This is a genomic window from Erwinia billingiae Eb661 (assembly GCF_000196615.1).
Taxonomy (GTDB): Bacteria; Pseudomonadota; Gammaproteobacteria; order Enterobacterales; family Enterobacteriaceae; genus Erwinia; species Erwinia billingiae.
On the sequence record NC_014306.1, the window covers coordinates 4,565,193 to 4,586,367 of the forward strand.

Sequence of the window (21,175 nt, forward strand, 5' to 3'; positions counted from 1 at the left end):
GGACACTACGCGGGAGAGTATCTTCAGGTAAGGAGGTGATCCAACCGCAGGTTCCCCTACGGTTACCTTGTTACGACTTCACCCCAGTCATGAATCACAAAGTGGTAAGCGCCCTCCCGAAGGTTAAGCTACCTACTTCTTTTGCAACCCACTCCCATGGTGTGACGGGCGGTGTGTACAAGGCCCGGGAACGTATTCACCGTAGCATTCTGATCTACGATTACTAGCGATTCCGACTTCACGGAGTCGAGTTGCAGACTCCGATCCGGACTACGACGCACTTTGTGAGGTCCGCTTGCTCTCGCGAGTTCGCTTCTCTTTGTATGCGCCATTGTAGCACGTGTGTAGCCCTGGCCGTAAGGGCCATGATGACTTGACGTCATCCCCACCTTCCTCCGGTTTGTCACCGGCAGTCTCCTTTGAGTTCCCGACATTACTCGCTGGCAACAAAGGATAAGGGTTGCGCTCGTTGCGGGACTTAACCCAACATTTCACAACACGAGCTGACGACAGCCATGCAGCACCTGTCTCACGGTTCCCGAAGGCACTAAGGCATCTCTGCCGAATTCCGTGGATGTCAAGGCCAGGTAAGGTTCTTCGCGTTGCATCGAATTAAACCACATGCTCCACCGCTTGTGCGGGCCCCCGTCAATTCATTTGAGTTTTAACCTTGCGGCCGTACTCCCCAGGCGGTCGACTTAACGCGTTAGCTCCGGAAGCCACGCCTCAAGGGCACAACCTCCAAGTCGACATCGTTTACGGCGTGGACTACCAGGGTATCTAATCCTGTTTGCTCCCCACGCTTTCGCACCTGAGCGTCAGTCTTTGTCCAGGGGGCCGCCTTCGCCACCGGTATTCCTCCAGATCTCTACGCATTTCACCGCTACACCTGGAATTCTACCCCCCTCTACAAGACTCTAGCCTGCCAGTTTCAAATGCAGTTCCCAGGTTAAGCCCGGGGATTTCACATCTGACTTGACAGACCGCCTGCGTGCGCTTTACGCCCAGTAATTCCGATTAACGCTTGCACCCTCCGTATTACCGCGGCTGCTGGCACGGAGTTAGCCGGTGCTTCTTCTGCGGGTAACGTCAATCGACAAGGTTATTAACCTTATCGCCTTCCTCCCCGCTGAAAGTACTTTACAACCCGAAGGCCTTCTTCATACACGCGGCATGGCTGCATCAGGCTTGCGCCCATTGTGCAATATTCCCCACTGCTGCCTCCCGTAGGAGTCTGGACCGTGTCTCAGTTCCAGTGTGGCTGGTCATCCTCTCAGACCAGCTAGGGATCGTCGCCTAGGTGAGCCATTACCCCACCTACTAGCTAATCCCATCTGGGCACATCCGATGGTGTGAGGCCCGAAGGTCCCCCACTTTGGTCCGAAGACGTTATGCGGTATTAGCTACCGTTTCCAGTAGTTATCCCCCTCCATCAGGCAGTTTCCCAGACATTACTCACCCGTCCGCCACTCGTCACCCGAGAGCAAGCTCTCTGTGCTACCGTTCGACTTGCATGTGTTAGGCCTGCCGCCAGCGTTCAATCTGAGCCATGATCAAACTCTTCAATTAAAAGTTCGATTTGCTGAAACAAGTTCAGCGGTGCTCAAGTGTAAAACGTCATAATGAATTTCATTATGTGTTCACTCTTAAGGCTTGATATTTTTTTGCGCCTTGCGGCGCTGATATCAATCCTGCGAGTGCCCACACAGATTGTCTGATAAATTGTTAAAGAGCGTTGCGGTAAGCGCCTTGGCGCCTTACTGCGAGGTGGCGTATATTACGCTTTCCTCCTTCAGAGTCAACTTCTTTTTGGGAAGTTTTTCTCTGGCGATTCAGCTTCCTGAACCTCTGACCCGGTGACTCGTAAGTCGTTGTTCCGTGTCAGTGGATGCGCATTATAGGGATCCCATTTCAGAGCACAAGGCTTTTTTCGATCTTTCTATTTGGTTGCTGGATTTTCACGCTTTCCGCTGAGATCTCAGACGATCCGCACAAAATTACCGCAAAATAATCGACAGTTATTGATCGGTAAACCCCTGCCGCACTACCCTTCAGGGATCCTATTGCAGAGAGGTAGTTATGTCAGGGAACCTAAGATCGTTTAAAAACACCCGCCCGCAGCTCGGCCAGCGCGTAATGGTCGATGCTTCAAGCGTGGTGGTAGGCGAAGTGGACTTGCAGGACGATGTCAGTATCTGGCCACTGGTTGCCATCCGCGGAGATGTGAACCGTGTCGTGATCGGCAAACGCAGCAATATTCAGGACGGCAGTGTTTTGCACGTTACCCATAAGTCTTCTTATAACCCTGAAGGCAATCCGCTGATCGTCGGGGAAGATGTCACCGTTGGCCATAAAGCCATGTTGCATGGCTGCACCATTGGCAATCGGGTATTGGTAGGAATGGGATCTATTCTGCTGGATGGGGTAATAGTAGAAGACGATGTGATGATTGGGGCCGGAAGCCTGGTCCCTCCGGGTAAACGTCTGGTGAGTGGCTACCTTTATTTAGGAAGTCCGGTAAGGCAAGCTCGCAAACTGACAGAAGCTGAGGTGGCGGGCCTTCTCTACTCATCGAATAATTATGTCGGCTGGAAAGATGACTACCTTGCTCAGGAAAGCCAGACCCAACCCTGATCGTTTTCTTGCGCGTCTTTAATAGAGGCTTCCGCTTCATCTTCCAGATCCCAACGATGGGCAAGGAAACACGGCACTATTGCCAGCTCATTACCGTAGCGGCGAACCATCGTTTCGCCGCTGATCGCACAGGTAAGCAGGAAGCCATTCACCAGGGCTGGAAAACAAACCGCCTTTTCTGTCTCGTCCCACCATTCCCTGTCGGGAAACTGGATAGCCTGATTCACGCGCTGAGTTCTGCCTTTAATACCGCAATGACCGGAGTAATATCGGGTAGCTTGCCGTGCCATAAAAAGAATGAGTGAGCCGCTTGCCCCACCAGCATTCCCAAACCATCTGCCATAGCCACAGCTCCATGCTGCTGGCACCAGTTCAGAAAAGGTGTCGTCGTAGCCAGGTAGAACATATCGTAACAACGGGTTTTTTCAGTGATCAGTGATGATGGCAATGCCGGAATATCCCCACCAATCCCGCTGGATGTGGCATTGATGATCAAATCAAAGTGTTCGCCATCAAGTTGATCCATCGCTTTCGCCTGAATACCACCAGCGTGTTGGAATACTTCGGCGAGGATCTGCGCTTTAGATACCGTGCGGTTGGTGATGGTCAGTGAACAGCCAAACGACAATAAAGGAAGGATCACGCCACGAGCGGCACCTCCAGCACCTACTAACAGAATACGATCGCCCGGTTTGATCAGATTCAGTCGTTCCAGATCCGTCAGCAAACCAATGCCGTCGGTGTTGTCACCTAACAAACGGCCATCCTCCTGTTTTTTCACCGTGTTGACGGCACCGGCCAGAGAAGCACGTTCGGTCAACTCATCGGCTCTCTCGTAAGCCTGCTCCTTGAATGGCAAGGTAACGTTGGCTCCTTTGCCGCCCTGCGCCATAAACTCTGATAAGGAAGCAATGAACTCATCAACAGGCGCACAGATGCGACCATAAACATGAGAGATGCCGGTCTGCTCAGCAAAAAGCTGGTGAATACGCGGTGATTTGCTGTGATTGATCGGATTTCCGAAAACGGCAAAGGTGTGCATCTTATTTCCTGTTATCCCTGACGAATGAGTTCGCCGGTTAAAACATCCCGAATCTCTGACGGATTCAGCCGACCGCCGGTATTTCCCAGAAAGACCGGGAAGTCAGATCCAAACTGCTGATGAACTTCAGCGGCAGTACGGCAGGGTTCAAGCCCGGTTAAATTCGCGCTGGTAGACACCAGCGGTTTACCAAAGCCCAAACAGAGACGCTGCACATCAGGATGGTCAGTGACTCTGACTGCCAGAGAATCAAAACGGCCAGTCAGCCAGCGAGGAGTTGAGGTGCGCGAAGGCATCACCCAGGTAACCGGGCCCGGCCACGAGGCGAACATCTTCTCTTTCTGCGCATCAGTAAGGCCGAGATCGTCGATGTAGGGCTGAAGCTGAGCATAATTTGCAGCGATAAGGATCAGCCCTTTCTCCACAGGCCGCTGCTTTAATGCCAACAAAGCCATTACCGCTGACTCACTGTCGGGATTGCACCCCAGGCCAAAAACAGCCTCGGTAGGATAGGCAATGACGGCATTTTGCCGAAGTTGGTGAATACAGGCTTCTACAGAACCTGGGACGGACTCATTCTTCACTGCTGGTTCCTGATGTTGCCGGCTTACCACAGGCTTTGCTGGCGCAATAACGCCGAAGACCGCGAGCCGTTTTTTTCTCTATTAAAAGCGGGAAATGACAAAACTCACATTCACCCTCGACTGGCGTGAAGTTCACCGCAAACTGGCAATCTGGATAGCGTTCGCATGCGTGGAAGGTTTTGCCATAGCGTGACCGCCGCTGAACCAGCTTTCCTTGATTGCACTGAGGGCAGGCAAGCGTCGTGGCATCGGGCTTATCGATAACTTCAGTATGTTCACATTCCGGGTAGCGGCTACAACCGACAAACATGCCGAATCGTCCCTGGCGTAAAACCAGTTCCGACTGACATTCAGGACAAAACTGTCCTTCCAGAACTTTAACTATGTTGCTATCTGCCTGACTTTTCAGGGGGCGAATGTAATCACACTCGGGATACTGCGAACAGCCGAGAAAAGCGCCGTGTTTGCCGGAGCGAATAACCAGTTCTGCCCCACATTGGGGGCAGGGTTCATTTTTTCGCACAGCGAAAAGCGCTGTTTTATTCATAACATTTCTTACACGAAGACGATCTTCAGTGCACTATTCCTTCGTTGACGTCGAAAAGAAGTTCTTCCATCTGTTGATAAGCGTTTTCACATCCTGGGATATTAAACAGCACCATCAGCACCACCCATTTGAGATCTTCAAGATCAAACTCGATAGTATCGAGGGCCATAATACGTTCGATGACCATTTCCCGGGTTTCAAGATTCAGCACCTGAATTTGCTCCAGGAACAAAATAAAGCCCCGACAGTTAGCATCTAAACGCTGACTCTCTTCCTCGGTGTAGATACGCATAGACAGCGGATCGGTAGCCAGCAGGATCGGAGCGACAAGTCCCTCCTGATAATCTGCGAGCTTTTCCAACCAGTTCAACGCATTATAAATATCTTCACGATGAAAACCGGCATCGGTTAAATCATCAGTCAATTTATCCTGATCAACGCGCATTTCTGCCTCGCTGTGGATATACGTTTCAAATAAGTACATTAGTACGTCGAACATGGCTTGCCCTCCTCAATCGGACATAGCCGCCGGGTACAGCTGCGATCCATCCTGCTAACTCCAACTCAAGCAGCTTAGCTACGATGGTTGGCACAGGTTGGCCGGCACGTTCAGCGACGACGTCAACAGGTGTAACCTCATCTCCTACGTTAGCCAACACATCAGCAAATGGCAATGGAGTATTGCCCTGCTGATGTGAATATATTGTTGAATTTGACGTATTGGACAACCATTTGAGGTCACTTTGCAGCTGTTCAAGGATGGAATGGGGATGTGCCGTTAATAACGCGCCCTGCTGAATCAACCAGTGAGTGCCTTCACTACCCGGATTGCCAATGGCGCCAGGCAAAGCATACACATCGCGATTTTGCTCTAAAGCCAGCTTCGCGGTCACCAATGAACCGCTTTTTAATGTCGCCTCCACCACTAATACGCCCAGGCTCAAACCGCTGATGATACGATTACGCCGGGGAAAATTGTGCGCAACCGGCGAAGTGGATAATGGGAATTCAGAGATCACCGCACCACCACTTGCGATAATCTCCTTTGCCAGAGAGATATGCTGTCGGGGATAAAGGTGGTTCAGGCCGCTGCCCAATACCGCGAGGGTTTTCCCTCCAACCTCCAGTGCCGCACGATGAGCAATCCCATCTATTCCCAATGCCAGCCCAGAGGAGATAGTGATACCACTCAACGCCAATGTCTGAGCGAAATAGCTACCCCAATTTCTGCCATAAGGTGAACATCTACGGCTCCCCACGATAGCAATTTGCGGCGTGAGTAAAATGTCAGGGTCACCCGCAATGAAAAGCAGCGGCGGATAACTGGCAATATTTTTCAAACGTTCAGGATAGTTAGAATTGTCGCATGTCAGAAGATGGTGCTGAGGTTGCTCCAGCCAAAGAAGGGTTTCCTCCACAATCGTTGGATCATAGTTGAGAAAAGCCTGCCGTTGTTCGTCATTTAAGCCGGCGCGGATGAGATCTTTCTCTGCCACACTGGCCGTTTGCCGCAAGCAATCCACAACCCTTAATCGTTGCTGGTTGCGTATACCTATAACGCCGGAAAGACGTAACCAAATCTCCGTTGGTGTCATGATGCATCCCTGTAAATACTGAAAAGTCCCTAAGGCTAACGTAGCGGGAATGCTGTCAATCACCGACCGAAATGTCTACAATAAGAAAGATAAATATCTAATCCCTTGAACACAGATCTGGAAAGTTATGTCAGTTTTGCAGGTATTACATTTTCCTGACGAGCGCCTGCGCATCGTTGCGAAACCCGTTAAAGAAGTGAATGCCGATATTCAGCGCATCGTCGATGATATGTTTGAAACGATGTATGCCGAAGAAGGTATCGGGTTGGCGGCCACTCAGGTCGATATCCATCAGCGCATTATCGTGATTGACGTTTCTGAAAATCGCGAAGAACGTCTTGTGCTTATTAACCCGGAAATGCTGGAAAAAAGCGGCGAAACGGGAATTGAAGAGGGTTGCCTCTCCATTCCTGAACAGCGTGCGCTGGTTCCCCGCGCTGAAAAAGTCAAAATCCGCGCGCTGGATCGTGAAGGAAACAGCTATGAGCTGGAAGCAGATGGTTTACTGGCTATCTGTATTCAACACGAAATGGATCATCTGGTCGGTAAACTGTTTATTGACTACCTGTCGCCGATGAAGCGCCAGCGTATCCGCCAGAAGCTGGAAAAACTTTATCGCCAGACTGCTCGCGATCAAAACGAGCCTGAATAAGGGAAAAGCGTGTCTGAAGCCCTGAATATTATCTTTGCCGGCACTCCAGACTTTGCAGCGCGTCATTTAGACGCGCTGTTGTCTTCTGGGCATAACGTTGTTGGCGTTTTTACGCAGCCAGACCGTCCGGCAGGCCGTGGAAATAAACTCACCGCCAGCCCGGTTAAGCAGCTGGCCGAGCAACACAATCTCCCGGTGTTCCAACCAAAATCCCTCCGACCGGAGGAAAACCAGCAGCTGGTTGCCGATTTACGCGCTGATGTGATGGTGGTCGTCGCCTATGGCTTGATCCTGCCAGCGCCGGTGTTGGCGATGCCACGTCTGGGTTGTATCAACGTGCACGGGTCGCTGCTGCCGAAATGGCGTGGCGCTGCGCCAATCCAACGCTCACTGTGGGCGGGAGATAGCGAAACCGGCGTGACGATTATGCAAATGGACGTCGGGCTGGATACGGGCGATATGTTGTATAAGCTTGCTTGCCCAATCGGGCCTGAAGATACCAGCGCCACGCTTTACAGCAAGCTGGCTGAACTGGGCCCTGAAGGTATGTTGGTCACCTTATCGCAACTGGCTGACGGCACTGCGAAGCCTGAAGTACAGGATGAAGTGCAGGTCAGCTATGCTGAGAAGCTAAGCAAGGAAGAAGCTAAGCTGGACTGGAGCCTTTCGGCTACCCAGCTGGAACGCTGCATCCGTGCCTTCAACCCGTGGCCTGTTAGCTATTTCACTGTCGATGACCAGCCAGTAAAAGTCTGGAAAGCGACCGTATTGCCTCACTCAGATCAACACCCCGGCAAGATCGTTCAGGCCGATAAAAACGGCATTCAGGTTGCTACCGCTGACGGTGTCCTGAACATTGAAGAACTGCAACCTGCCGGCAAAAAGCCGATGAAAGCGCAGGATCTGCTGAACTCCCGCCGAGAGTGGTTCACGCCGGGCAACATTCTTGCCTGATGCCTCGCCCGGTTTACAGCCGGGCTGATTTTGACTTGCGATCCCTATGAAAAAAAATACCAATTTGCGCAGCATTGCTGCCCAGACTATCGAAAAAGTGGTCGAGCAAGGCCAGTCGCTCAGTAACGTGCTGCCTGCTGCGCAGAAATCCGTGGCTGAGAAAGACGCGGCGCTGCTGCAAGAGCTTTGCTATGGCGTGTTGCGTACCCTTCCTCAACTGGAATGGATTATTGGCCAGCTGATGGAACGCCCGATGACGGGCAAACAACGTACTATTCACTTCCTGGTGATGGTTGGCCTTTATCAGCTGATCTTCACCCGTATTCCCGCTCATGCCGCGTTGGCAGAAACGGTTGAAGGTGCAAGCTCCCTGAAACGACAGCAGTTTAAGGGATTGATTAACGGTGTATTGCGTCAATTCCAGCGTAAGCAGGACGAGTTGGTGCAGCAGATGAATGTAGGTGACCAGAAATACCTGCATTCGAAATGGCTGCTGGAAAGACTGAAGCGTGCGTGGCCGAATAACTGGGAAGCCATTGTTGAGGCCAATAATCAGCGGCCGCCAATGTGGCTGCGTGTTAATCGCCAACACCATAGCCGGGATGCCTGGCTGAAGCTGTTACAGGAAGCAGGCAAAGAAGCCGAGCCGCACCCACTGCATGCAGATGCTTTACGACTGGAGACGCCTTGCCCGGTGTCACAGCTGCCGGGATTTGATCAGGGCTGGGTGACGGTTCAGGATGCTTCTGCACAAGGATGCGTGGCGCTGTTGGATCCGCAAAATGGCGAATCTATTCTCGACCTTTGCGCCGCTCCGGGCGGCAAAACAACTCATATTCTTGAAGCAGCGCCACAGGCAACTGTGCTGGCGGTTGATATTGATGAGCAACGTCTGGCCAGGATTAACGAAAATCTGCTGCGTCTCAATATGACGGCAGAGGTAAAGGTCGGCGACGGTTGCCTTCCAGAAACATGGTGTGGCGACAAACAGTTTGACCGAATTCTGTTAGATGCCCCTTGCTCGGCAACCGGTGTTATCCGCCGTCATCCTGATATTAAATGGCTACGCCGCGATCGTGACATCCCTGAGCTTGCTGCTTTGCAGCAGCAGATCCTGGATGCTATCTGGCCGCATCTGAAGCCTGGCGGTACATTGCTGTATGCAACCTGCTCCATCCTGCCGGAAGAGAATCATCTGCAGGTTGCCGCTTTCCTTGAACGCCATGAAGATGCCATGCTGTCTGATACAGGCGATGCCAACCATCCGGGTCTGCAGGTCTTCCCTGCTCCACAGGATGGCGACGGCTTCTTCTATGCAAAATTACTAAAACGATAACTGCGCCGGCCGGTGACAAATTCCCGGCCAGGTTGACTCCCAACGAATCAGACTAAAGCAAAATGAAAATAATCATTCTTGGCGCCGGTCAGGTCGGTGGCACACTCGCCGAAAACCTGGTTGGTGAAAACAACGACATTACCGTCGTAGATACTGATTCGAATCGTCTGCGTCAGTTGCAGGATAAATTCGACCTGCGTGTCGTACAGGGGCACGGTTCACATCCTCGCGTATTACGTGAAGCGGGCGCCGAAGATGCCGATATGCTGGTTGCGGTGACCAATTCGGATGAAACGAATATGATCGCCTGTCAGATCGCCTACTCGCTGTTTAACACCCCCAACCGTATTGCCCGTATTCGTGCTCCGGACTACATCAGGGATGCGGAAAAACTGTTTGTCCCGGAAGCGATCCCAATCGATCATTTGATTTCGCCAGAGCAGTTAGTGATCGATAACATCTACCGGTTGATCGAGTACCCAGGGGCATTGCAGGTAGTGAATTTTGCAGAAAGCAAAGTGAGTCTCGCGGTTGTGAAGGCGTATTATGGCGGCCCGTTGGTCGGCAATGCGCTTGCCGTCATGCGCGAACATATGCCGCATATTGATACACGCGTAGCAGCTATCTTCCGTCAGGATCGTCCCATCCGTCCGCAAGGATCGACGATTGTAGAAGCCGGTGATGAAGTCTTCTTTATTGCTGCCAGCCAAAATATCCGGGCGGTGATGAGCGAATACCAGCGTCTGGAAAAACCGTACAAGCGCATTATGATCGTCGGCGGCGGTAATATTGGCTTTGGACTCGCCCAGCGGCTGGAAAAAGATTACAGCGTTAAACTGATCGAACGCGATCAGCAACGTGCAGCAGAGTTGGCAGAGCAGCTGCAAAACACCATCGTGTTTTATGGTGATGCTTCCGATCAAGAACTGCTTGAAGAAGAACACATCGATCAAATAGATCTGTTCATTGCCATCACCAATGATGACGAAGCCAACATTATGTCGGCTATGCTCGCCAAACGGATGGGCGCGAAAAAAGTAATGGTGCTCATCCAGCGTAAAGCCTATGTCGATCTGGTGCAGGGCAGCGTGATAGATATTGCCATCTCACCACAGCAGGCAACTATTTCCGCATTGCTGGGGCATGTCCGTAAGGCTGATATTGTCGGGGTTTCGTCATTACGCCGCGGTGTTGCAGAAGCCATTGAAGCCATCGCTCATGGTGATGAAACCACGTCGCGCGTCGTGGGCAGACTGATTAATGATATCAAACTGCCTCCAGGCACCATCATCGGGGCCGTAGTGCGTGGTAATGATGTCATGATCGCCAATGATAATTTGCGTATTGAGCAAGGCGATCACGTCATCATGTTCCTTACTGACAAGAAGTTTGTGCCCGATGTTGAACGCCTCTTCCAGCCGAGTCCGTTCTTCCTGTAGTTTCGCGCCGGCGGACTTTACTGCCGGCTGCTTTATTCCGGTGATAATTCATTTATTCACTCATCACCATGGAAAAAAACCAATCGTTTGTTAGACTTAACAATTGGCACAGGAAAGGAGATAACAATGAGTTTATTCAAAGAGTTTCGCGATTTTGCTATGCGCGGCAATGTTGTCGACCTGGCGGTCGGTGTCATTATCGGTGCAGCATTTGGTAAGATCGTTTCTTCTCTGGTGGCGAATATCATTATGCCACCGCTAGGGTTACTGATTGGTGGTGTTGATTTCAAATCGTTCAGCTGGATATTGAAGCCTGCAGAAGGCGAAACCCCAGCGGTTGTGATGCAATACGGTATTTTCCTTCAGACGGTATTTGATTTTGTGATCGTTGCCTTCGCAATCTTTATGGCGATCAAGGTAATGAACAAGTTGTATCAGAAAAAAGAAGTGGAAAAACCAGCGGCGAAACCAAGTGCAGAAGAGACGCTGTTAACGGAAATTCGCGATCTGCTCAAGCAGCAGAATGGCCAGCCATAATTCTGGCGTTGGCTGTAAAAAAACCGCTCCTGGCGGTTTTTTTTTGCCCTGAAAGCAGAAGGCCAGTGGTAAAGCTGTCTTTACCACTGGCCTCCCAGTTACCCTTCTTCGCGTGTTTGTCTTTACGCCGGAAGCTTCCTTTGCCTTTGTGATTCACTTCTATCCGAACTTTGAATAATGGATCGTGCAGTAACGCTTCAATCGCATTGTCGCGAATGACACCTTTCTTATGTTGATAACCTGACATGTGATTTTCCTTTAATGAATGACGGCATGAATATAGAACCCGTTGAATAAAAAATCAATCTGCTGCTGCAATTTCCCCCTTCTCCAGCGCCTCGAGGATTGAACAGTAAACGCTGCTGTGTGAAGTCCCGCAGCAGGCATCATTTAATCGCCGTAGTGAACGCTGCATATTCTGCAATTCGGCAATCATTCCTTCGACTTCCTGCAAGCGTGACTGGACGATGGTTTTAGATTCCTGGCAGGTATGATGCTCCGGATCAACGCGGATCGACAGTAGTTCCCGGATCGCTTCAAGACTAAAACCCAACTGTCTGCCATAACGAATAAACTTCAAACGCTGCAAATCCTTATCGCTATAAAGACGGAATCCGCCTTCAGTTCGGATTTCATGATCCATCATCTGCTGCTTTTCGTAGTAGCGGATGGTATCTGGCGTGACATCGGCCAGCTTAGCCAGTTGCCCAATTTTAAACATCACTCTTCTCCTTTGAACCGCTTATGAACGTGATTACGGTAGTCACCGCGCAGGAACGTAGTGCTCATACCCGCTTGTCTGAGTTTTAGTTCAAGTAAGACCAGACGCTTCGCATGCTGATCATAGCGATGGTCATCGGGCTCGAGCCCTGCAAGGAGTTGGTCAAGTTCGACCGCTTCACGACGCATTTCCAGCTCAGGTGGCAGATAGCCAGAATTTTTCATCAGACGATAGGCCGCGCGTAATTCAACTGGAACATGACTGTCATCATCCAGCTCAAGCTTTTTACCGCTGCCAGGCAGATCGTCCAGCCCACCGTTCTTTTGTGCTTCAGAGATATGTTGCTCTACCAGTCGATCAATAAGCCACATATTGGACTCGCTGAATGGAGAAGGAAGGGATAAGGATAACGCTTGAAAGGGCTGAGGGGAATTTTAGACATAAAAAAACCGGGCAAGCCCGGTTTTTCCGTAGTGCAACAGATTACTCTGCTACAGCTTCTGCTTGAGCTTCTGGACGATCAACGAGCTCGATGTAAGCCATCGGAGCGTTGTCACCAGCGCGGAAGCCACACTTCAGAATGCGAGTGTAACCACCTGCACGACTCGCAAAACGCGGGCCGAGCTCATTAAACAGTTTTGCCACGATCTCGTTATCACGAGTACGGGCGAATGCCAGACGACGATTAGCTACGCTATCGGTCTTGGCAAGAGTAATCAGCGGCTCAACTACGCGACGCAGCTCTTTCGCTTTTGGCAGGGTCGTCTTGATAATCTCGTGACGAACCAAAGAGCCAGCCATGTTGCGGAACATAGCCTGACGATGGCTGCTGTTGCGGTTCAGTTGACGACCACTCTTACGATGGCGCATGACCTTATCCTTCTCAGTGAAACCTTAACCTGTGATCGGTTTATTCATCAGCAATGCTAGCGGGTGGCCAGTTTTCCAGGCGCATGCCCAGAGACAGTCCACGCGAAGCCAGCACATCTTTAATCTCGGTAAGAGATTTTTTACCAAGGTTAGGCGTTTTAAGCAGCTCAACCTCGGTACGCTGTACCAGATCACCGATGTAGTGGATAGCTTCTGCCTTAAGGCAGTTAGCAGAGCGGACAGTCAATTCCAGATCGTCAACAGGGCGCAGCAAGATTGGATCGAATTCTGGCTTCTCTTCTTTAACTTCCGGCTGACGTACATCACGTAAGTCAACGAATGCTTCAAGTTGTTCTGCCAGGATGGTTGCCGCACGGCGGATCGCTTCTTCAGGATCTATAGTGCCGTTGGTTTCCATTTCGATGACCAGCTTGTCCAGGTCAGTACGCTGTTCAACACGCGCTGCTTCAACATTGTAGGCTATACGCTCTACAGGGCTGTAACAGGCGTCTACCAACAGACGACCGATCGGGCGCTCATCTTCTTCCGAATGAATTCGGGCAGAAGCCGGCACATAACCACGACCACGCTGAATTTTGATACGCATGCTAATCGCAGCATTCTCATCGGTCAGGTGGCAAATCACGTGCTGCGGCTTGACGACTTCGACATCACCATCATGGGTGATATCGGCTGCAGTTACAGGGCCAATGCCAGATTTATTCAAGGTGAGAATAACTTCATCTTTCCCCTGAACTCTTACCGCCAGCCCTTTCAGGTTGAGCAGGATTTCCAGGATATCTTCCTGTACGCCCTCTTTGGTGCTGTACTCATGTAGTACACCATCAATTTCAACCTCGGTCACCGCGCAACCCGGCATGGATGAAAGCAGAATACGGCGCAGTGCGTTACCAAGAGTATGGCCAAAGCCACGCTCTAAAGGCTCAAGGGTCACCTTGGCGTGCGTCGAACTCACTTGCTCGATATCTACCAGGCGCGGTTTTAGAAACTCTGTCACAGAACCCTGCATTGTGTCCTCTCTTTGGTACTAAGCTTTACTTGGAGTAAAGCTCGACGATCAGGTGTTCGTTAATGTCCGCAGACAGATCGGTACGTTCAGGAATACGTTTGAACACACCTTCCATCTTAGTCGCATCAACTTCCAGCCAGGTTGGCTTTTCACGCTGTTCAGCCAGCTCCAGAGCGGCTTTCACGCGAGACTGCTTTTTGGCTTTCTCACGGATGCTAACAACGTCATTCGGAGTTACCTGATAAGAAGCGATGCTGACAACGCGACCGTTTACCATGATAGATTTGTGGCTAACTAACTGACGTGATTCTGCACGAGTAGCGCCAAAGCCCATACGGTAAACAACGTTATCCAGACGACCTTCAAGCAGTGCTAACAGGTTTTCACCTGTGTTGCCTTTCAGACGAGCTGCTTCTTTATAATAGTTACGGAACTGACGCTCCAGCACGCCGTAGGTACGACGAACTTTCTGCTTTTCACGTAACTGCACACCATAATCAGACAGACGCGGTTTACGCGCACCGTGCTGACCAGGAGCTTGTTCAATCTTACACTTGGTATCAATCGCGCGAACGCCTGACTTCAAAAAGAGGTCGGTACCTTCGCGACGGCTCAGCTTGAGCTTAGGACCCAAATATCTTGCCATTTTCTTTCTCCAACATTCCTAAAAAACGGGCGTTATACGCGACGTTTTTTCGGCGGACGACAACCGTTGTGAGGGATCGGAGTCACATCAGTAATATTCGTGATGCGGAAACCAGCAGCGTTCAGAGCACGAATCGTTGATTCGCGGCCTGGACCTGGACCCTTAACCATAACTTCCAAGTTCTTAATACCGTAATCTTTCACGGCCTCTGCGCAACGCTCTGCAGCAACCTGCGCAGCGAATGGCGTAGACTTACGAGAACCACGGAAACCGGAACCACCGGCTGTTGCCCAACCCAGCGCATTACCCTGACGATCGGTAATAGTTACGATGGTGTTGTTAAAAGACGCATGGACATGAGCCACGCCATCAGAGACTTGCTTTCTTACACGCTTGCGTGCACGAACTGGTGCCTTTGCCATTATTCAATCACCCCGATTATTTCTTGATCGGTTTACGCGGACCCTTGCGGGTACGTGCGTTGGTCTTAGTACGCTGACCGCGAACTGGAAGACCACGACGATGACGTAAACCACGATAGCAGCCAAGGTCCATAAGACGCTTGATGCTCAGGGTGACTTCACGACGCAGATCGCCTTCAACAACAAACTTAGCTACTGCATCACGCAGAATATCGATTTGTTCTTCAGACAGCTCACTGATCTTAACATTTTCAGCGATTCCCGTAGTTGCACAGATAGACTGTGAACGGGTCTTACCGATGCCGAAGATTGCAGTTAATGCAATCACGGTATGTTTATGATCAGGAATGTTAATGCCTGCTATACGGGCCACTATGCACTCCTATTTAATTACTTATGCGTCCCATGCCGAAAAGCCCGTTTTCAGGATACTCAAATGGAAACGCATAGACATACAAAAGATTGGCTGGCTAATCTAGCCAGCTCAACCCGACTTTGCAAGAAAAATATTAGCCTTGACGCTGTTTATGCTTAGGCTCGGCGCTGCAAATAACACGAACGACACCTTCGCGGCGAACGATTTTGCAGTTACGACATAATTTCTTGACGGAAGCACGAACTTTCATTTTTACTCTCCGTAACTTCAGTAAGCGCCTGATTAACGGCCGTAGCCTTTCAGGTTTGCTTTCTTCAATGCAGACTCATACTGACTAGACATCATCAGAGTTTGCACTTGAGCCATAAAGTCCATGATGACAACCACTACGATCAGCAGTGATGTACCGCCGAAGTAGAATGGGACTTTCATCGCATCACGCATGAACTCCGGGATCAGGCAGATGAAAGTAATGTAGAGCGCGCCGACCAAAGTCAGGCGAGTCATTACTTTATCGATGTACTTCGCCGTCTGTTCTCCCGGACGAATTCCTGGTACAAATGCACCGGACTTCTTCAGGTTATCTGCTGTTTCACGCGGGTTGAACACCAGCGCTGTGTAGAAGAAACAGAAGAAGATGATTGCAGTCGCATAGAGTAGCACATAAAGCGGTTGTCCGGGCTGCAAATTCATCGAAATAGTCGTCAGCCAGTTCCAACCGGTACCGCCCCCGAACCAAGAAGCGATGGTCGCTGGGAACAGAATAATGCTGGAAGCAAAGATTGCTGGGATAACCCCGGCCATATTCACTTTCAACGGTAAATGTGTGCTCTGTGCAGCATAGACACGACGGCCTTGCTGACGTTTCGCATAGTTCACCACAATGCGGCGTTGACCACGCTCAACGTAAACAACGAAGAAGGTCACTGCAAATACGAGAACTGCAACCAACAGCAACAGGAGGAAGTGCAGGTCGCCTTGCCTTGCTTGCTCGATAGTATGGCCAACGGCCGGCGGCAATCCCGCAACAATACCAGCGAAGATTATGATTGAGATACCGTTGCCGATACCTCGCTCAGTAATCTGTTCACCCAGCCACATCAGGAACATTGTTCCGGTAACCAGGCTAACAACAGCGGTAAAGTAGAAAGCAAAGCCTGGGTTTAACACCAGGCCCTGCATTCCAGGCATATTCGGTAAACCGGTAGCAATACCGACAGACTGAAATATCCCTAATACCAACGTACCGTAACGGGTGTACTGGCTAATCTTACGACGGCCAGCCTCCCCTTCTTTCTTTATTTCAGCTAACGCTGGATGAACCACCGTCAGCAGCTGGATAATAATAGAGGCCGAAATGTACGGCATAATACCCAGGGCAAAGATAGAAGCACGGCTGAGGGCACCACCAGAGAACATGTTAAACATTTCAATGATGGTGCCACGCTGTTGCTCAAGCAGTTTGGCAAGTACAGTGGCATCGATACCAGGGATCGGAATAAAAGAACCAATTCGGAAAACAATCAGCGCACCAATAACAAACAGAAGTCTGCGTTTTAGTTCGCCAAAACCACCCTTGGCACTTTGAAAATCTAATCCTGGTTGCTTAGCCATCTGCTACTTATTCCTCAATTTTACCGCCAGCAGCTTCGATTGCAGCACGAGCGCCTTTAGTGACACGCAGACCGCGAACCGTTACCGGTGCAGAGACTTCGCCAGACAGAATAACTTTAGCGAATTCAATCTGAATTCCGATAATGTTGGCTGCTTTCAGCGTGTTCAGGTCGACGATTCCGCCTTCCACTTTCAGCAGGTCAGACAGACGAACTTCTGCCGTAACCATTGCTTTACGTGAGGTGAAACCGAATTTCGGCAGACGACGGTACAGAGGCATCTGGCCGCCTTCGAAACCGCGACGTACGCCACCGCCAGAACGTGAGTTCTGACCTTTGTGACCACGACCAGCGGTCTTGCCGAGGCCAGAACCAATACCACGACCAACACGCTTCGCAGCGTGTTTAGACCCTTCGGCCGGAGACAGAGTATTTAAACGCATCTGTTACTCCTCCACTTTAACCATGTACGAAATCGCGTTGACCATACCGCGTACAGCTGGCGTGTCTTCACGCTCTACGGTGTGGTTAATACGACGCAGACCCAGGCCAAGCAGCGTTGCCTTGTGTTTTGGCAAACGACCGATCGAACTGCGGGTTTGAGTAATCTTAATAGTCTTAGCCATGGTCATTACCCCAGAATGTCTTCAACGGATTTGCCACGCTTAGCAGCGACCATTTCTGGGGAATTCATGTTGCCCAGGCCATCCAGCGTTGCACGAACCACGTTAATCGGGTTAGTGGAACCGTAGGCTTTAGCCAAAACGTTATGAACCCCAGCGACTTCCAGGACGGCGCGCATTGCACCACCGGCAATAATACCGGTACCTTCAGAAGCCGGCATCATGAACACACGAGAACCTGTGTGCACACCTTTAACTGGGTGCTGCAGAGTACCGTTGTTCAACGCAACATTGATCATGTTGCGACGAGCTTTTTCCATAGCTTTCTGGATCGCTGCTGGAACTTCACGCGCTTTTCCGTAACCAAAACCGATACGACCGTTACCGTCGCCAACCACTGTCAATGCAGTGAAGGAGAAGATACGACCGCCTTTAACGGTTTTAGATACGCGATTTACCGCGATCAGCTTTTCCTGCAGTTCGCCAGCTTGTTTTTCGATGTGTGCCATCTTACACCTCTACCTTAGAACTGTAGGCCAGCTTCACGGGCAGCATCTGCCAGTGCCTGGACACGACCATGATATTGGAAACCAGAGCGGTCGAAAGAAACATTTTTGATGCCTTTTTCGATTGCGCGCTCAGCTACTGCTTTACCAACAGCTGCTGCGGCGTCTTTGTTTCCTGTGTACTTCAATTGCTCACCGATTGCTTTTTCTACAGTAGAAGCAGCAACCAGGATTTCAGAGCCGTTTGGAGCAATTACCTGTGCGTAAATATGACGCGGGGTACGATGTACCACCAGGCGAGTTGCACCAAGCTCTTTGAGCTTACGGCGTGCGCGGGTCGCACGACGGATACGAGCAGATTTCTTATCCATAGTGTTACCTTACTTCTTCTTAGCCTCTTTGGTACGCACGACTTCGTCGGCGTAACGAACACCCTTGCCTTTATAAGGCTCAGGACGACGGTAGGCGCGGAGATCTGCTGCTACCTGGCCAATCAGCTGTTTATCAGCGCCTTTCAGCACGATCTCAGTCTGAGTTGGACATTCAGCAGTAATTCCGGCTGGCAGCGCGTGGTCAACAGGGTGAGAGAAGCCCAGGGCCAAGCTCACAGAGTTGCCTTTAACGGCTGCACGATAACCTACACCAACCAGCTGTAACTTCTTAGAGAAGCCTTCGGTAACACCGATAACCATACCGTTCAACAATGCACGAGAAGTACCAGCCTGTGCCCAACCATCCGTGAAGCCTTCGCGCGGGGCGAAAGTCAGGGTGTTGTCAACATGCTTAACTTCTACAGCAGAGTTCAAAGTACGAGTCAGCTCGCCGTTTTTACCTTTAATCGAAATTACCTGACCGTCGAGTTTTACCTCTACGCCTGCAGGAATCACGACAGGTGCTTTAGCAACACGAGACATAAATTCCTCCTTAAGCTACGTAGCAGATAATTTCGCCACCAAGACCAGCCTGGCGCGCTGCACGATCGGTCATAACACCTTTAGAGGTAGAAATAACAGCGATACCCAGTCCTGCCATAACTTTTGGCAGCTCGTCTTTGCGTTTGTAGATGCGCAGACCTGGACGACTAACACGCTGAATGCTCTCTACCACTGCCTTGCCCTGGAAATACTTAAGAGTAAGTTCCAGTTCTGGCTTGGTGTCGCCTTCGATTTTAAATTCTTCAATATATCCTTCTTCCTTCAGCAGCTTGGCAATAGCCAATTTCAGCTTGGAGGAAGGCATGGTAACCGCTACTTTATTCGCAGATTGACCGTTACGGATACGGGTCAGCATATCCGCGATCGGATCTTGCATGCTCATCTGTCTTTACTCCCGTGATTCAATTGGTAATTACCAGCTAGCCTTTTTCAAGCCAGGTACTTCACCGCGCATAGCGGCTTCACGAAGCTTGATACGGCTCAACCCGAACTTGCCCACATAACCATGTGGACGGCCAGTTTGGCGGCAGCGTTTACGCTGACGAGACGGGCTGGAATCACGCGGCAGAGTTTGCAGCTTGAGAACAGCATTCCAACGATCTTCGTCGGATGAGTTCACACCTGAAATGATAGCTTTCAGTTCCTCGCGTTTAGCGCGGTACTTGTCAGCCAGTTTCACGCGAACGACTTCGCGTGCTTTCATCGATTGCTTAGCCATCAGTAACCCTGCCTTACTTGCGGAATGGGAAGTTAAAAGCAGCCAAAAGTGCGCGGCCTTCATCATCAGATTTCGCAGTAGTGGTAATGGTGATATCCAAACCACGAACGCGGTCGACTTTGTCATAGTCGATCTCTGGGAAGATGATCTGCTCACGAACGCCCATGCTGTAGTTTCCACGGCCATCGAATGACTTAGCGGACAAGCCACGGAAGTCACGGATACGTGGAACAGCAATAGAAATCAGACGCTCAAAGAACTCCCACATGCGTTCGCCACGCAGAGTTACTTTACAGCCGATCGGATAGCCCTGACGGATTTTGAAGCCTGCAACTGATTTGCGTGCTTTGGTGATAAACGGCTTTTGACCGGAGATTGCTGCCAAGTCAGCTGCTGCGTTATCCAGCAGTTTCTTGTCAGCGATCGCTTCACCCACACCCATATTCAGGGTGATCTTCTCGACCCGAGGGACTTGCATGACAGAATTGTAGCTAAACTCAGTCATGAGTTGTTTAACTACTTCGTCTTTGTAGTAATCATGCAGTTTCGCCATCGTACTACTCCAAATTACTTGATAGTTACGCTGTTAGACTTGAAGAAACGGACTTTTTTGCCGTCTTCGAATCTAAAGCCTACACGGTCCGCCTTGCCGGTGGCAGTGTTGTAAAGTGCAACGTTAGAAACCTGCAGAGCAGCTTCCTTTTCAACGATGCCACCTGGTTGGTTCAGGGCCGGAACCGGCTTCTGATGCTTCTTAACCAGGTTGATACCTTCAACAATTACCTTGCCAGAAGACAGGACATTCTTAACTTTACCGCGCTTACCTTTATCTTTGCCGGTCAGCACGACAACTTCGTCATCGCGACGGATTTTAGCTGCCATTTTTCGCTCCTTAGAGTACTTCTGGTGCCAGAGAGATAATTTTCATGAACTTTTCAGTACGAAGTTCACGAGTTACCGGCCCAAAAATACGCGTTCCGATAGGCTGCTCGCTGTTATTATTTAAAATAACGCATGCATTACCATCGAAGCGAATGACAGAACCGTCCGGGCGACGAACACCCTTCCTGGTGCGCACCACTACCGCTTTCAGCACATCACCTTTCTTAACCTTACCGCGAGGAATTGCTTCCTTGATGGTAATTTTGATGATATCGCCTACGCCTGCGTAGCGACGGTGCGAGCCACCCAGAACCTTGATACACATTACGCGACGTGCACCGGAGTTGTCGGCGACGTTCAGCATAGTCTGTTCTTGGATCATTTTAGTGCTCCGCTAATGTCAACTACTACTTCGGGACCTGATTCAGGTCGATTGATAGCCCATAATTGAGGGCGCAGCATTATAACACTGCTTTTCGCATATGGGTAGAAAAAATAAACGGCTCAAAACGA

At 50.5% G+C, this 21,175-nt stretch carries 32 protein-coding genes and 1 rRNA gene; 6 read left to right on the forward strand and 27 right to left on the reverse strand.

Annotation, left to right across the window (positions count from 1 at the left end):
• Window positions 1-28 precede the first annotated feature (28 nt).
• A 16S ribosomal RNA gene (locus tag EBC_RS22160) occupies window positions 29-1,569 on the reverse strand.
• Window positions 1,570-2,079: 510 nt separating this feature from the next.
• On the opposite strand from EBC_RS22160, the gene EBC_RS22165 reads away from it, so the two are divergent.
• The gene (locus tag EBC_RS22165; protein WP_013204103.1) at window positions 2,080-2,634 is read left to right on the forward strand and encodes a gamma carbonic anhydrase family protein; all 555 of its coding nucleotides are present in this window, start codon (window positions 2,080-2,082) and stop codon (window positions 2,632-2,634) included.
• Here EBC_RS22165 and EBC_RS22170 read toward each other — a convergent pair.
• From EBC_RS22170 to dprA, 6 genes are read right to left on the reverse strand one after another with little or no spacing between them, the layout of a single operon-like run.
• Window positions 2,610-2,861, reverse strand: coding sequence for a DUF1488 family protein (locus EBC_RS22170; protein ID WP_041692139.1), 252 nt, complete (start codon window positions 2,859-2,861; stop codon window positions 2,610-2,612). The genes EBC_RS22165 and EBC_RS22170 overlap by 25 nt on opposite strands.
• Window positions 2,858-3,676 carry a shikimate dehydrogenase gene (gene aroE / locus EBC_RS22175; protein ID WP_013204104.1) on the reverse strand — a complete coding sequence of 273 codons (819 nt, stop codon included), beginning with the start codon at window positions 3,674-3,676 and terminating at the stop codon, window positions 2,858-2,860. Before aroE ends, EBC_RS22170 begins: the two co-directional genes overlap by 4 nt.
• Before the next feature lie 11 nt (window positions 3,677-3,687).
• The gene (gene tsaC / locus EBC_RS22180; RefSeq protein WP_041692140.1) at window positions 3,688-4,260 is read right to left on the reverse strand and encodes an L-threonylcarbamoyladenylate synthase type 1 TsaC; all 573 of its coding nucleotides are present in this window, start codon (window positions 4,258-4,260) and stop codon (window positions 3,688-3,690) included.
• Window positions 4,250-4,807 carry a DNA topoisomerase family protein gene (locus EBC_RS25260; protein WP_013204106.1) on the reverse strand — a complete coding sequence of 186 codons (558 nt, stop codon included), beginning with the start codon at window positions 4,805-4,807 and terminating at the stop codon, window positions 4,250-4,252. The genes tsaC and EBC_RS25260 overlap by 11 nt, the downstream gene beginning before the upstream one ends.
• A gap of 25 nt (window positions 4,808-4,832) precedes the next feature.
• Complete coding sequence (smg, locus tag EBC_RS22185) at window positions 4,833-5,306, reverse strand: DUF494 family protein Smg (protein WP_041692141.1); 474 nt, start codon at window positions 5,304-5,306, stop codon at window positions 4,833-4,835.
• Window positions 5,278-6,402, reverse strand: a complete 1,125-nt coding sequence (gene dprA / locus EBC_RS22190) for a DNA-protecting protein DprA (protein WP_013204108.1) — start codon at window positions 6,400-6,402, stop codon at window positions 5,278-5,280. The genes smg and dprA overlap by 29 nt, the downstream gene beginning before the upstream one ends.
• 127 nt (window positions 6,403-6,529) lie before the next feature.
• Here dprA and def point away from each other — a divergent pair, with 127 nt between their 5' ends.
• The 5 genes from def to mscL all read left to right on the forward strand — a co-directional run bounded on the left by def (window position 6,530) and on the right by mscL (window position 11,320).
• Window positions 6,530-7,054, forward strand: a complete 525-nt coding sequence (def, locus tag EBC_RS22195; protein WP_013204109.1) for a peptide deformylase — start codon at window positions 6,530-6,532, stop codon at window positions 7,052-7,054.
• A 9-nt stretch (window positions 7,055-7,063) separates the two neighbouring features.
• A complete protein-coding gene (gene fmt / locus EBC_RS22200) occupies window positions 7,064-8,008 on the forward strand; it encodes a methionyl-tRNA formyltransferase (RefSeq protein ID WP_013204110.1) in 945 nt (314 codons plus the stop codon).
• Window positions 8,009-8,054: 46 nt separating this feature from the next.
• Window positions 8,055-9,344 (forward strand): 16S rRNA (cytosine(967)-C(5))-methyltransferase RsmB, encoded by a 1,290-nt coding sequence (rsmB, locus tag EBC_RS22205; protein ID WP_013204111.1) that lies wholly within the window; start codon window positions 8,055-8,057, stop codon window positions 9,342-9,344.
• Between the two features lie 62 nt (window positions 9,345-9,406).
• Window positions 9,407-10,783, forward strand: a complete 1,377-nt coding sequence (gene trkA / locus EBC_RS22210) for a Trk system potassium transporter TrkA (RefSeq protein ID WP_013204112.1) — start codon at window positions 9,407-9,409, stop codon at window positions 10,781-10,783.
• Window positions 10,784-10,909: 126 nt separating this feature from the next.
• On the forward strand, window positions 10,910-11,320 hold the full coding sequence (gene mscL / locus EBC_RS22215; RefSeq protein ID WP_013204113.1) for a large-conductance mechanosensitive channel protein MscL: 411 nt from the start codon (window positions 10,910-10,912) through the stop codon (window positions 11,318-11,320).
• Here the strand turns inward: mscL and EBC_RS22220 are convergent.
• The 20 genes from EBC_RS22220 to rplN all read right to left on the reverse strand — a co-directional run bounded on the left by EBC_RS22220 (window position 11,295) and on the right by rplN (window position 21,044).
• Window positions 11,295-11,567, reverse strand: a complete 273-nt coding sequence (locus tag EBC_RS22220) for an alternative ribosome-rescue factor A (RefSeq protein ID WP_049789634.1) — start codon at window positions 11,565-11,567, stop codon at window positions 11,295-11,297. The genes mscL and EBC_RS22220 overlap by 26 nt on opposite strands.
• 54 nt (window positions 11,568-11,621) lie before the next feature.
• Complete coding sequence (zntR, locus tag EBC_RS22225; protein WP_013204114.1) at window positions 11,622-12,041, reverse strand: Zn(2+)-responsive transcriptional regulator; 420 nt, start codon at window positions 12,039-12,041, stop codon at window positions 11,622-11,624.
• Entirely contained in the window at window positions 12,041-12,412 is a 372-nt protein-coding gene (locus EBC_RS22230) for a DnaJ family domain-containing protein (RefSeq protein ID WP_013204115.1), read from the reverse strand. The genes zntR and EBC_RS22230 overlap by 1 nt, the downstream gene beginning before the upstream one ends.
• 112 nt (window positions 12,413-12,524) lie before the next feature.
• On the reverse strand, window positions 12,525-12,911 hold the full coding sequence (gene rplQ, locus EBC_RS22235; RefSeq protein ID WP_004160560.1) for a 50S ribosomal protein L17: 387 nt from the start codon (window positions 12,909-12,911) through the stop codon (window positions 12,525-12,527).
• 40 nt (window positions 12,912-12,951) lie between these two features.
• Window positions 12,952-13,941 carry a DNA-directed RNA polymerase subunit alpha gene (locus EBC_RS22240; protein ID WP_013204116.1) on the reverse strand — a complete coding sequence of 330 codons (990 nt, stop codon included), beginning with the start codon at window positions 13,939-13,941 and terminating at the stop codon, window positions 12,952-12,954.
• Between the two features lie 25 nt (window positions 13,942-13,966).
• Window positions 13,967-14,587, reverse strand: coding sequence for a 30S ribosomal protein S4 (rpsD, locus tag EBC_RS22245; protein ID WP_012442832.1), 621 nt, complete (start codon window positions 14,585-14,587; stop codon window positions 13,967-13,969).
• A 32-nt stretch (window positions 14,588-14,619) separates the two neighbouring features.
• Entirely contained in the window at window positions 14,620-15,009 is a 390-nt protein-coding gene (gene rpsK, locus EBC_RS22250) for a 30S ribosomal protein S11 (protein ID WP_004160563.1), read from the reverse strand.
• A 16-nt stretch (window positions 15,010-15,025) separates the two neighbouring features.
• On the reverse strand, window positions 15,026-15,382 hold the full coding sequence (gene rpsM, locus EBC_RS22255) for a 30S ribosomal protein S13 (RefSeq protein WP_013204117.1): 357 nt from the start codon (window positions 15,380-15,382) through the stop codon (window positions 15,026-15,028).
• A 136-nt stretch (window positions 15,383-15,518) separates the two neighbouring features.
• Window positions 15,519-15,635: a 50S ribosomal protein L36 gene (gene rpmJ / locus EBC_RS25265; protein WP_013204118.1), complete on the reverse strand. Its 117-nt coding sequence runs from the start codon at window positions 15,633-15,635 to the stop codon at window positions 15,519-15,521.
• A gap of 32 nt (window positions 15,636-15,667) precedes the next feature.
• Entirely contained in the window at window positions 15,668-16,999 is a 1,332-nt protein-coding gene (gene secY, locus EBC_RS22260) for a preprotein translocase subunit SecY (protein ID WP_013204119.1), read from the reverse strand.
• A 7-nt stretch (window positions 17,000-17,006) separates the two neighbouring features.
• A complete protein-coding gene (gene rplO / locus EBC_RS22265; protein ID WP_013204120.1) occupies window positions 17,007-17,441 on the reverse strand; it encodes a 50S ribosomal protein L15 in 435 nt (144 codons plus the stop codon).
• Window positions 17,442-17,444: 3 nt separating this feature from the next.
• Window positions 17,445-17,624 carry a 50S ribosomal protein L30 gene (gene rpmD, locus EBC_RS25575; protein ID WP_004160569.1) on the reverse strand — a complete coding sequence of 60 codons (180 nt, stop codon included), beginning with the start codon at window positions 17,622-17,624 and terminating at the stop codon, window positions 17,445-17,447.
• A gap of 5 nt (window positions 17,625-17,629) precedes the next feature.
• On the reverse strand, window positions 17,630-18,130 hold the full coding sequence (rpsE, locus tag EBC_RS22275; RefSeq protein WP_013204121.1) for a 30S ribosomal protein S5: 501 nt from the start codon (window positions 18,128-18,130) through the stop codon (window positions 17,630-17,632).
• A 14-nt stretch (window positions 18,131-18,144) separates the two neighbouring features.
• Window positions 18,145-18,498, reverse strand: a complete 354-nt coding sequence (gene rplR / locus EBC_RS25580) for a 50S ribosomal protein L18 (protein ID WP_013204122.1) — start codon at window positions 18,496-18,498, stop codon at window positions 18,145-18,147.
• Between the two features lie 9 nt (window positions 18,499-18,507).
• On the reverse strand, window positions 18,508-19,041 hold the full coding sequence (rplF, locus tag EBC_RS25585; protein WP_013204123.1) for a 50S ribosomal protein L6: 534 nt from the start codon (window positions 19,039-19,041) through the stop codon (window positions 18,508-18,510).
• A 10-nt stretch (window positions 19,042-19,051) separates the two neighbouring features.
• The gene (rpsH, locus tag EBC_RS22290; RefSeq protein ID WP_013204124.1) at window positions 19,052-19,444 is read right to left on the reverse strand and encodes a 30S ribosomal protein S8; all 393 of its coding nucleotides are present in this window, start codon (window positions 19,442-19,444) and stop codon (window positions 19,052-19,054) included.
• A 30-nt stretch (window positions 19,445-19,474) separates the two neighbouring features.
• Window positions 19,475-19,780 (reverse strand): 30S ribosomal protein S14, encoded by a 306-nt coding sequence (gene rpsN / locus EBC_RS22295; protein ID WP_013204125.1) that lies wholly within the window; start codon window positions 19,778-19,780, stop codon window positions 19,475-19,477.
• 13 nt (window positions 19,781-19,793) lie between these two features.
• On the reverse strand, window positions 19,794-20,333 hold the full coding sequence (gene rplE, locus EBC_RS22300) for a 50S ribosomal protein L5 (RefSeq protein WP_013204126.1): 540 nt from the start codon (window positions 20,331-20,333) through the stop codon (window positions 19,794-19,796).
• Between the two features lie 14 nt (window positions 20,334-20,347).
• On the reverse strand, window positions 20,348-20,662 hold the full coding sequence (gene rplX / locus EBC_RS22305) for a 50S ribosomal protein L24 (RefSeq protein WP_013204127.1): 315 nt from the start codon (window positions 20,660-20,662) through the stop codon (window positions 20,348-20,350).
• A gap of 10 nt (window positions 20,663-20,672) precedes the next feature.
• On the reverse strand, window positions 20,673-21,044 hold the full coding sequence (gene rplN / locus EBC_RS22310; RefSeq protein ID WP_004160583.1) for a 50S ribosomal protein L14: 372 nt from the start codon (window positions 21,042-21,044) through the stop codon (window positions 20,673-20,675).
• Between the last annotated feature and the right edge of the window lie 131 nt (window positions 21,045-21,175).

Bases quoted from the DNA above. Each gene is read 5' to 3' on its own strand.
- smg (WP_041692141.1), bottom strand. From the start codon at position 5,306: ATGTTCGACGTACTAATGTACTTATTTGAAACGTATATCCACAGCGAG.
- trkA (WP_013204112.1), top strand. From the start codon at position 9,407: ATGAAAATAATCATTCTTGGCGCCGGTCAGGTCGGTGGCACACTCGCC.
- rplN (WP_004160583.1), bottom strand. From the start codon at position 21,044: ATGATCCAAGAACAGACTATGCTGAACGTCGCCGACAACTCCGGTGCA.
- rplR (WP_013204122.1), bottom strand. From the start codon at position 18,498: ATGGATAAGAAATCTGCTCGTATCCGTCGTGCGACCCGCGCACGCCGT.
- rpsD (WP_012442832.1), bottom strand. From the start codon at position 14,587: ATGGCAAGATATTTGGGTCCTAAGCTCAAGCTGAGCCGTCGCGAAGGT.
- EBC_RS22220 (WP_049789634.1), bottom strand. From the start codon at position 11,567: ATGTCAGGTTATCAACATAAGAAAGGTGTCATTCGCGACAATGCGATT.
- secY (WP_013204119.1), bottom strand. From the start codon at position 16,999: ATGGCTAAGCAACCAGGATTAGATTTTCAAAGTGCCAAGGGTGGTTTT.
- rpsN (WP_013204125.1), bottom strand. From the start codon at position 19,780: ATGGCTAAGCAATCGATGAAAGCACGCGAAGTCGTTCGCGTGAAACTG.
- def (WP_013204109.1), top strand. From the start codon at position 6,530: ATGTCAGTTTTGCAGGTATTACATTTTCCTGACGAGCGCCTGCGCATC.
- rplF (WP_013204123.1), bottom strand. From the start codon at position 19,041: ATGTCTCGTGTTGCTAAAGCACCTGTCGTGATTCCTGCAGGCGTAGAG.
- EBC_RS25260 (WP_013204106.1), bottom strand. From the start codon at position 4,807: ATGAATAAAACAGCGCTTTTCGCTGTGCGAAAAAATGAACCCTGCCCC.
- rpmD (WP_004160569.1), bottom strand. From the start codon at position 17,624: ATGGCTAAGACTATTAAGATTACTCAAACCCGCAGTTCGATCGGTCGT.
- rpsE (WP_013204121.1), bottom strand. From the start codon at position 18,130: ATGGCACACATCGAAAAACAAGCTGGCGAACTGCAGGAAAAGCTGATC.
- aroE (WP_013204104.1), bottom strand. From the start codon at position 3,676: ATGCACACCTTTGCCGTTTTCGGAAATCCGATCAATCACAGCAAATCA.
- rplO (WP_013204120.1), bottom strand. From the start codon at position 17,441: ATGCGTTTAAATACTCTGTCTCCGGCCGAAGGGTCTAAACACGCTGCG.
- rsmB (WP_013204111.1), top strand. From the start codon at position 8,055: ATGAAAAAAAATACCAATTTGCGCAGCATTGCTGCCCAGACTATCGAA.
- dprA (WP_013204108.1), bottom strand. From the start codon at position 6,402: ATGACACCAACGGAGATTTGGTTACGTCTTTCCGGCGTTATAGGTATA.
- rpmJ (WP_013204118.1), bottom strand. From the start codon at position 15,635: ATGAAAGTTCGTGCTTCCGTCAAGAAATTATGTCGTAACTGCAAAATC.
- rplX (WP_013204127.1), bottom strand. From the start codon at position 20,662: ATGGCAGCTAAAATCCGTCGCGATGACGAAGTTGTCGTGCTGACCGGC.
- rpsH (WP_013204124.1), bottom strand. From the start codon at position 19,444: ATGAGCATGCAAGATCCGATCGCGGATATGCTGACCCGTATCCGTAAC.
- mscL (WP_013204113.1), top strand. From the start codon at position 10,910: ATGAGTTTATTCAAAGAGTTTCGCGATTTTGCTATGCGCGGCAATGTT.
- EBC_RS22165 (WP_013204103.1), top strand. From the start codon at position 2,080: ATGTCAGGGAACCTAAGATCGTTTAAAAACACCCGCCCGCAGCTCGGC.
- EBC_RS22230 (WP_013204115.1), bottom strand. From the start codon at position 12,412: ATGTGGCTTATTGATCGACTGGTAGAGCAACATATCTCTGAAGCACAA.
- zntR (WP_013204114.1), bottom strand. From the start codon at position 12,041: ATGTTTAAAATTGGGCAACTGGCTAAGCTGGCCGATGTCACGCCAGAT.
- EBC_RS22240 (WP_013204116.1), bottom strand. From the start codon at position 13,941: ATGCAGGGTTCTGTGACAGAGTTTCTAAAACCGCGCCTGGTAGATATC.
- rpsK (WP_004160563.1), bottom strand. From the start codon at position 15,009: ATGGCAAAGGCACCAGTTCGTGCACGCAAGCGTGTAAGAAAGCAAGTC.
- rplE (WP_013204126.1), bottom strand. From the start codon at position 20,333: ATGGCGAAACTGCATGATTACTACAAAGACGAAGTAGTTAAACAACTC.
- rplQ (WP_004160560.1), bottom strand. From the start codon at position 12,911: ATGCGCCATCGTAAGAGTGGTCGTCAACTGAACCGCAACAGCAGCCAT.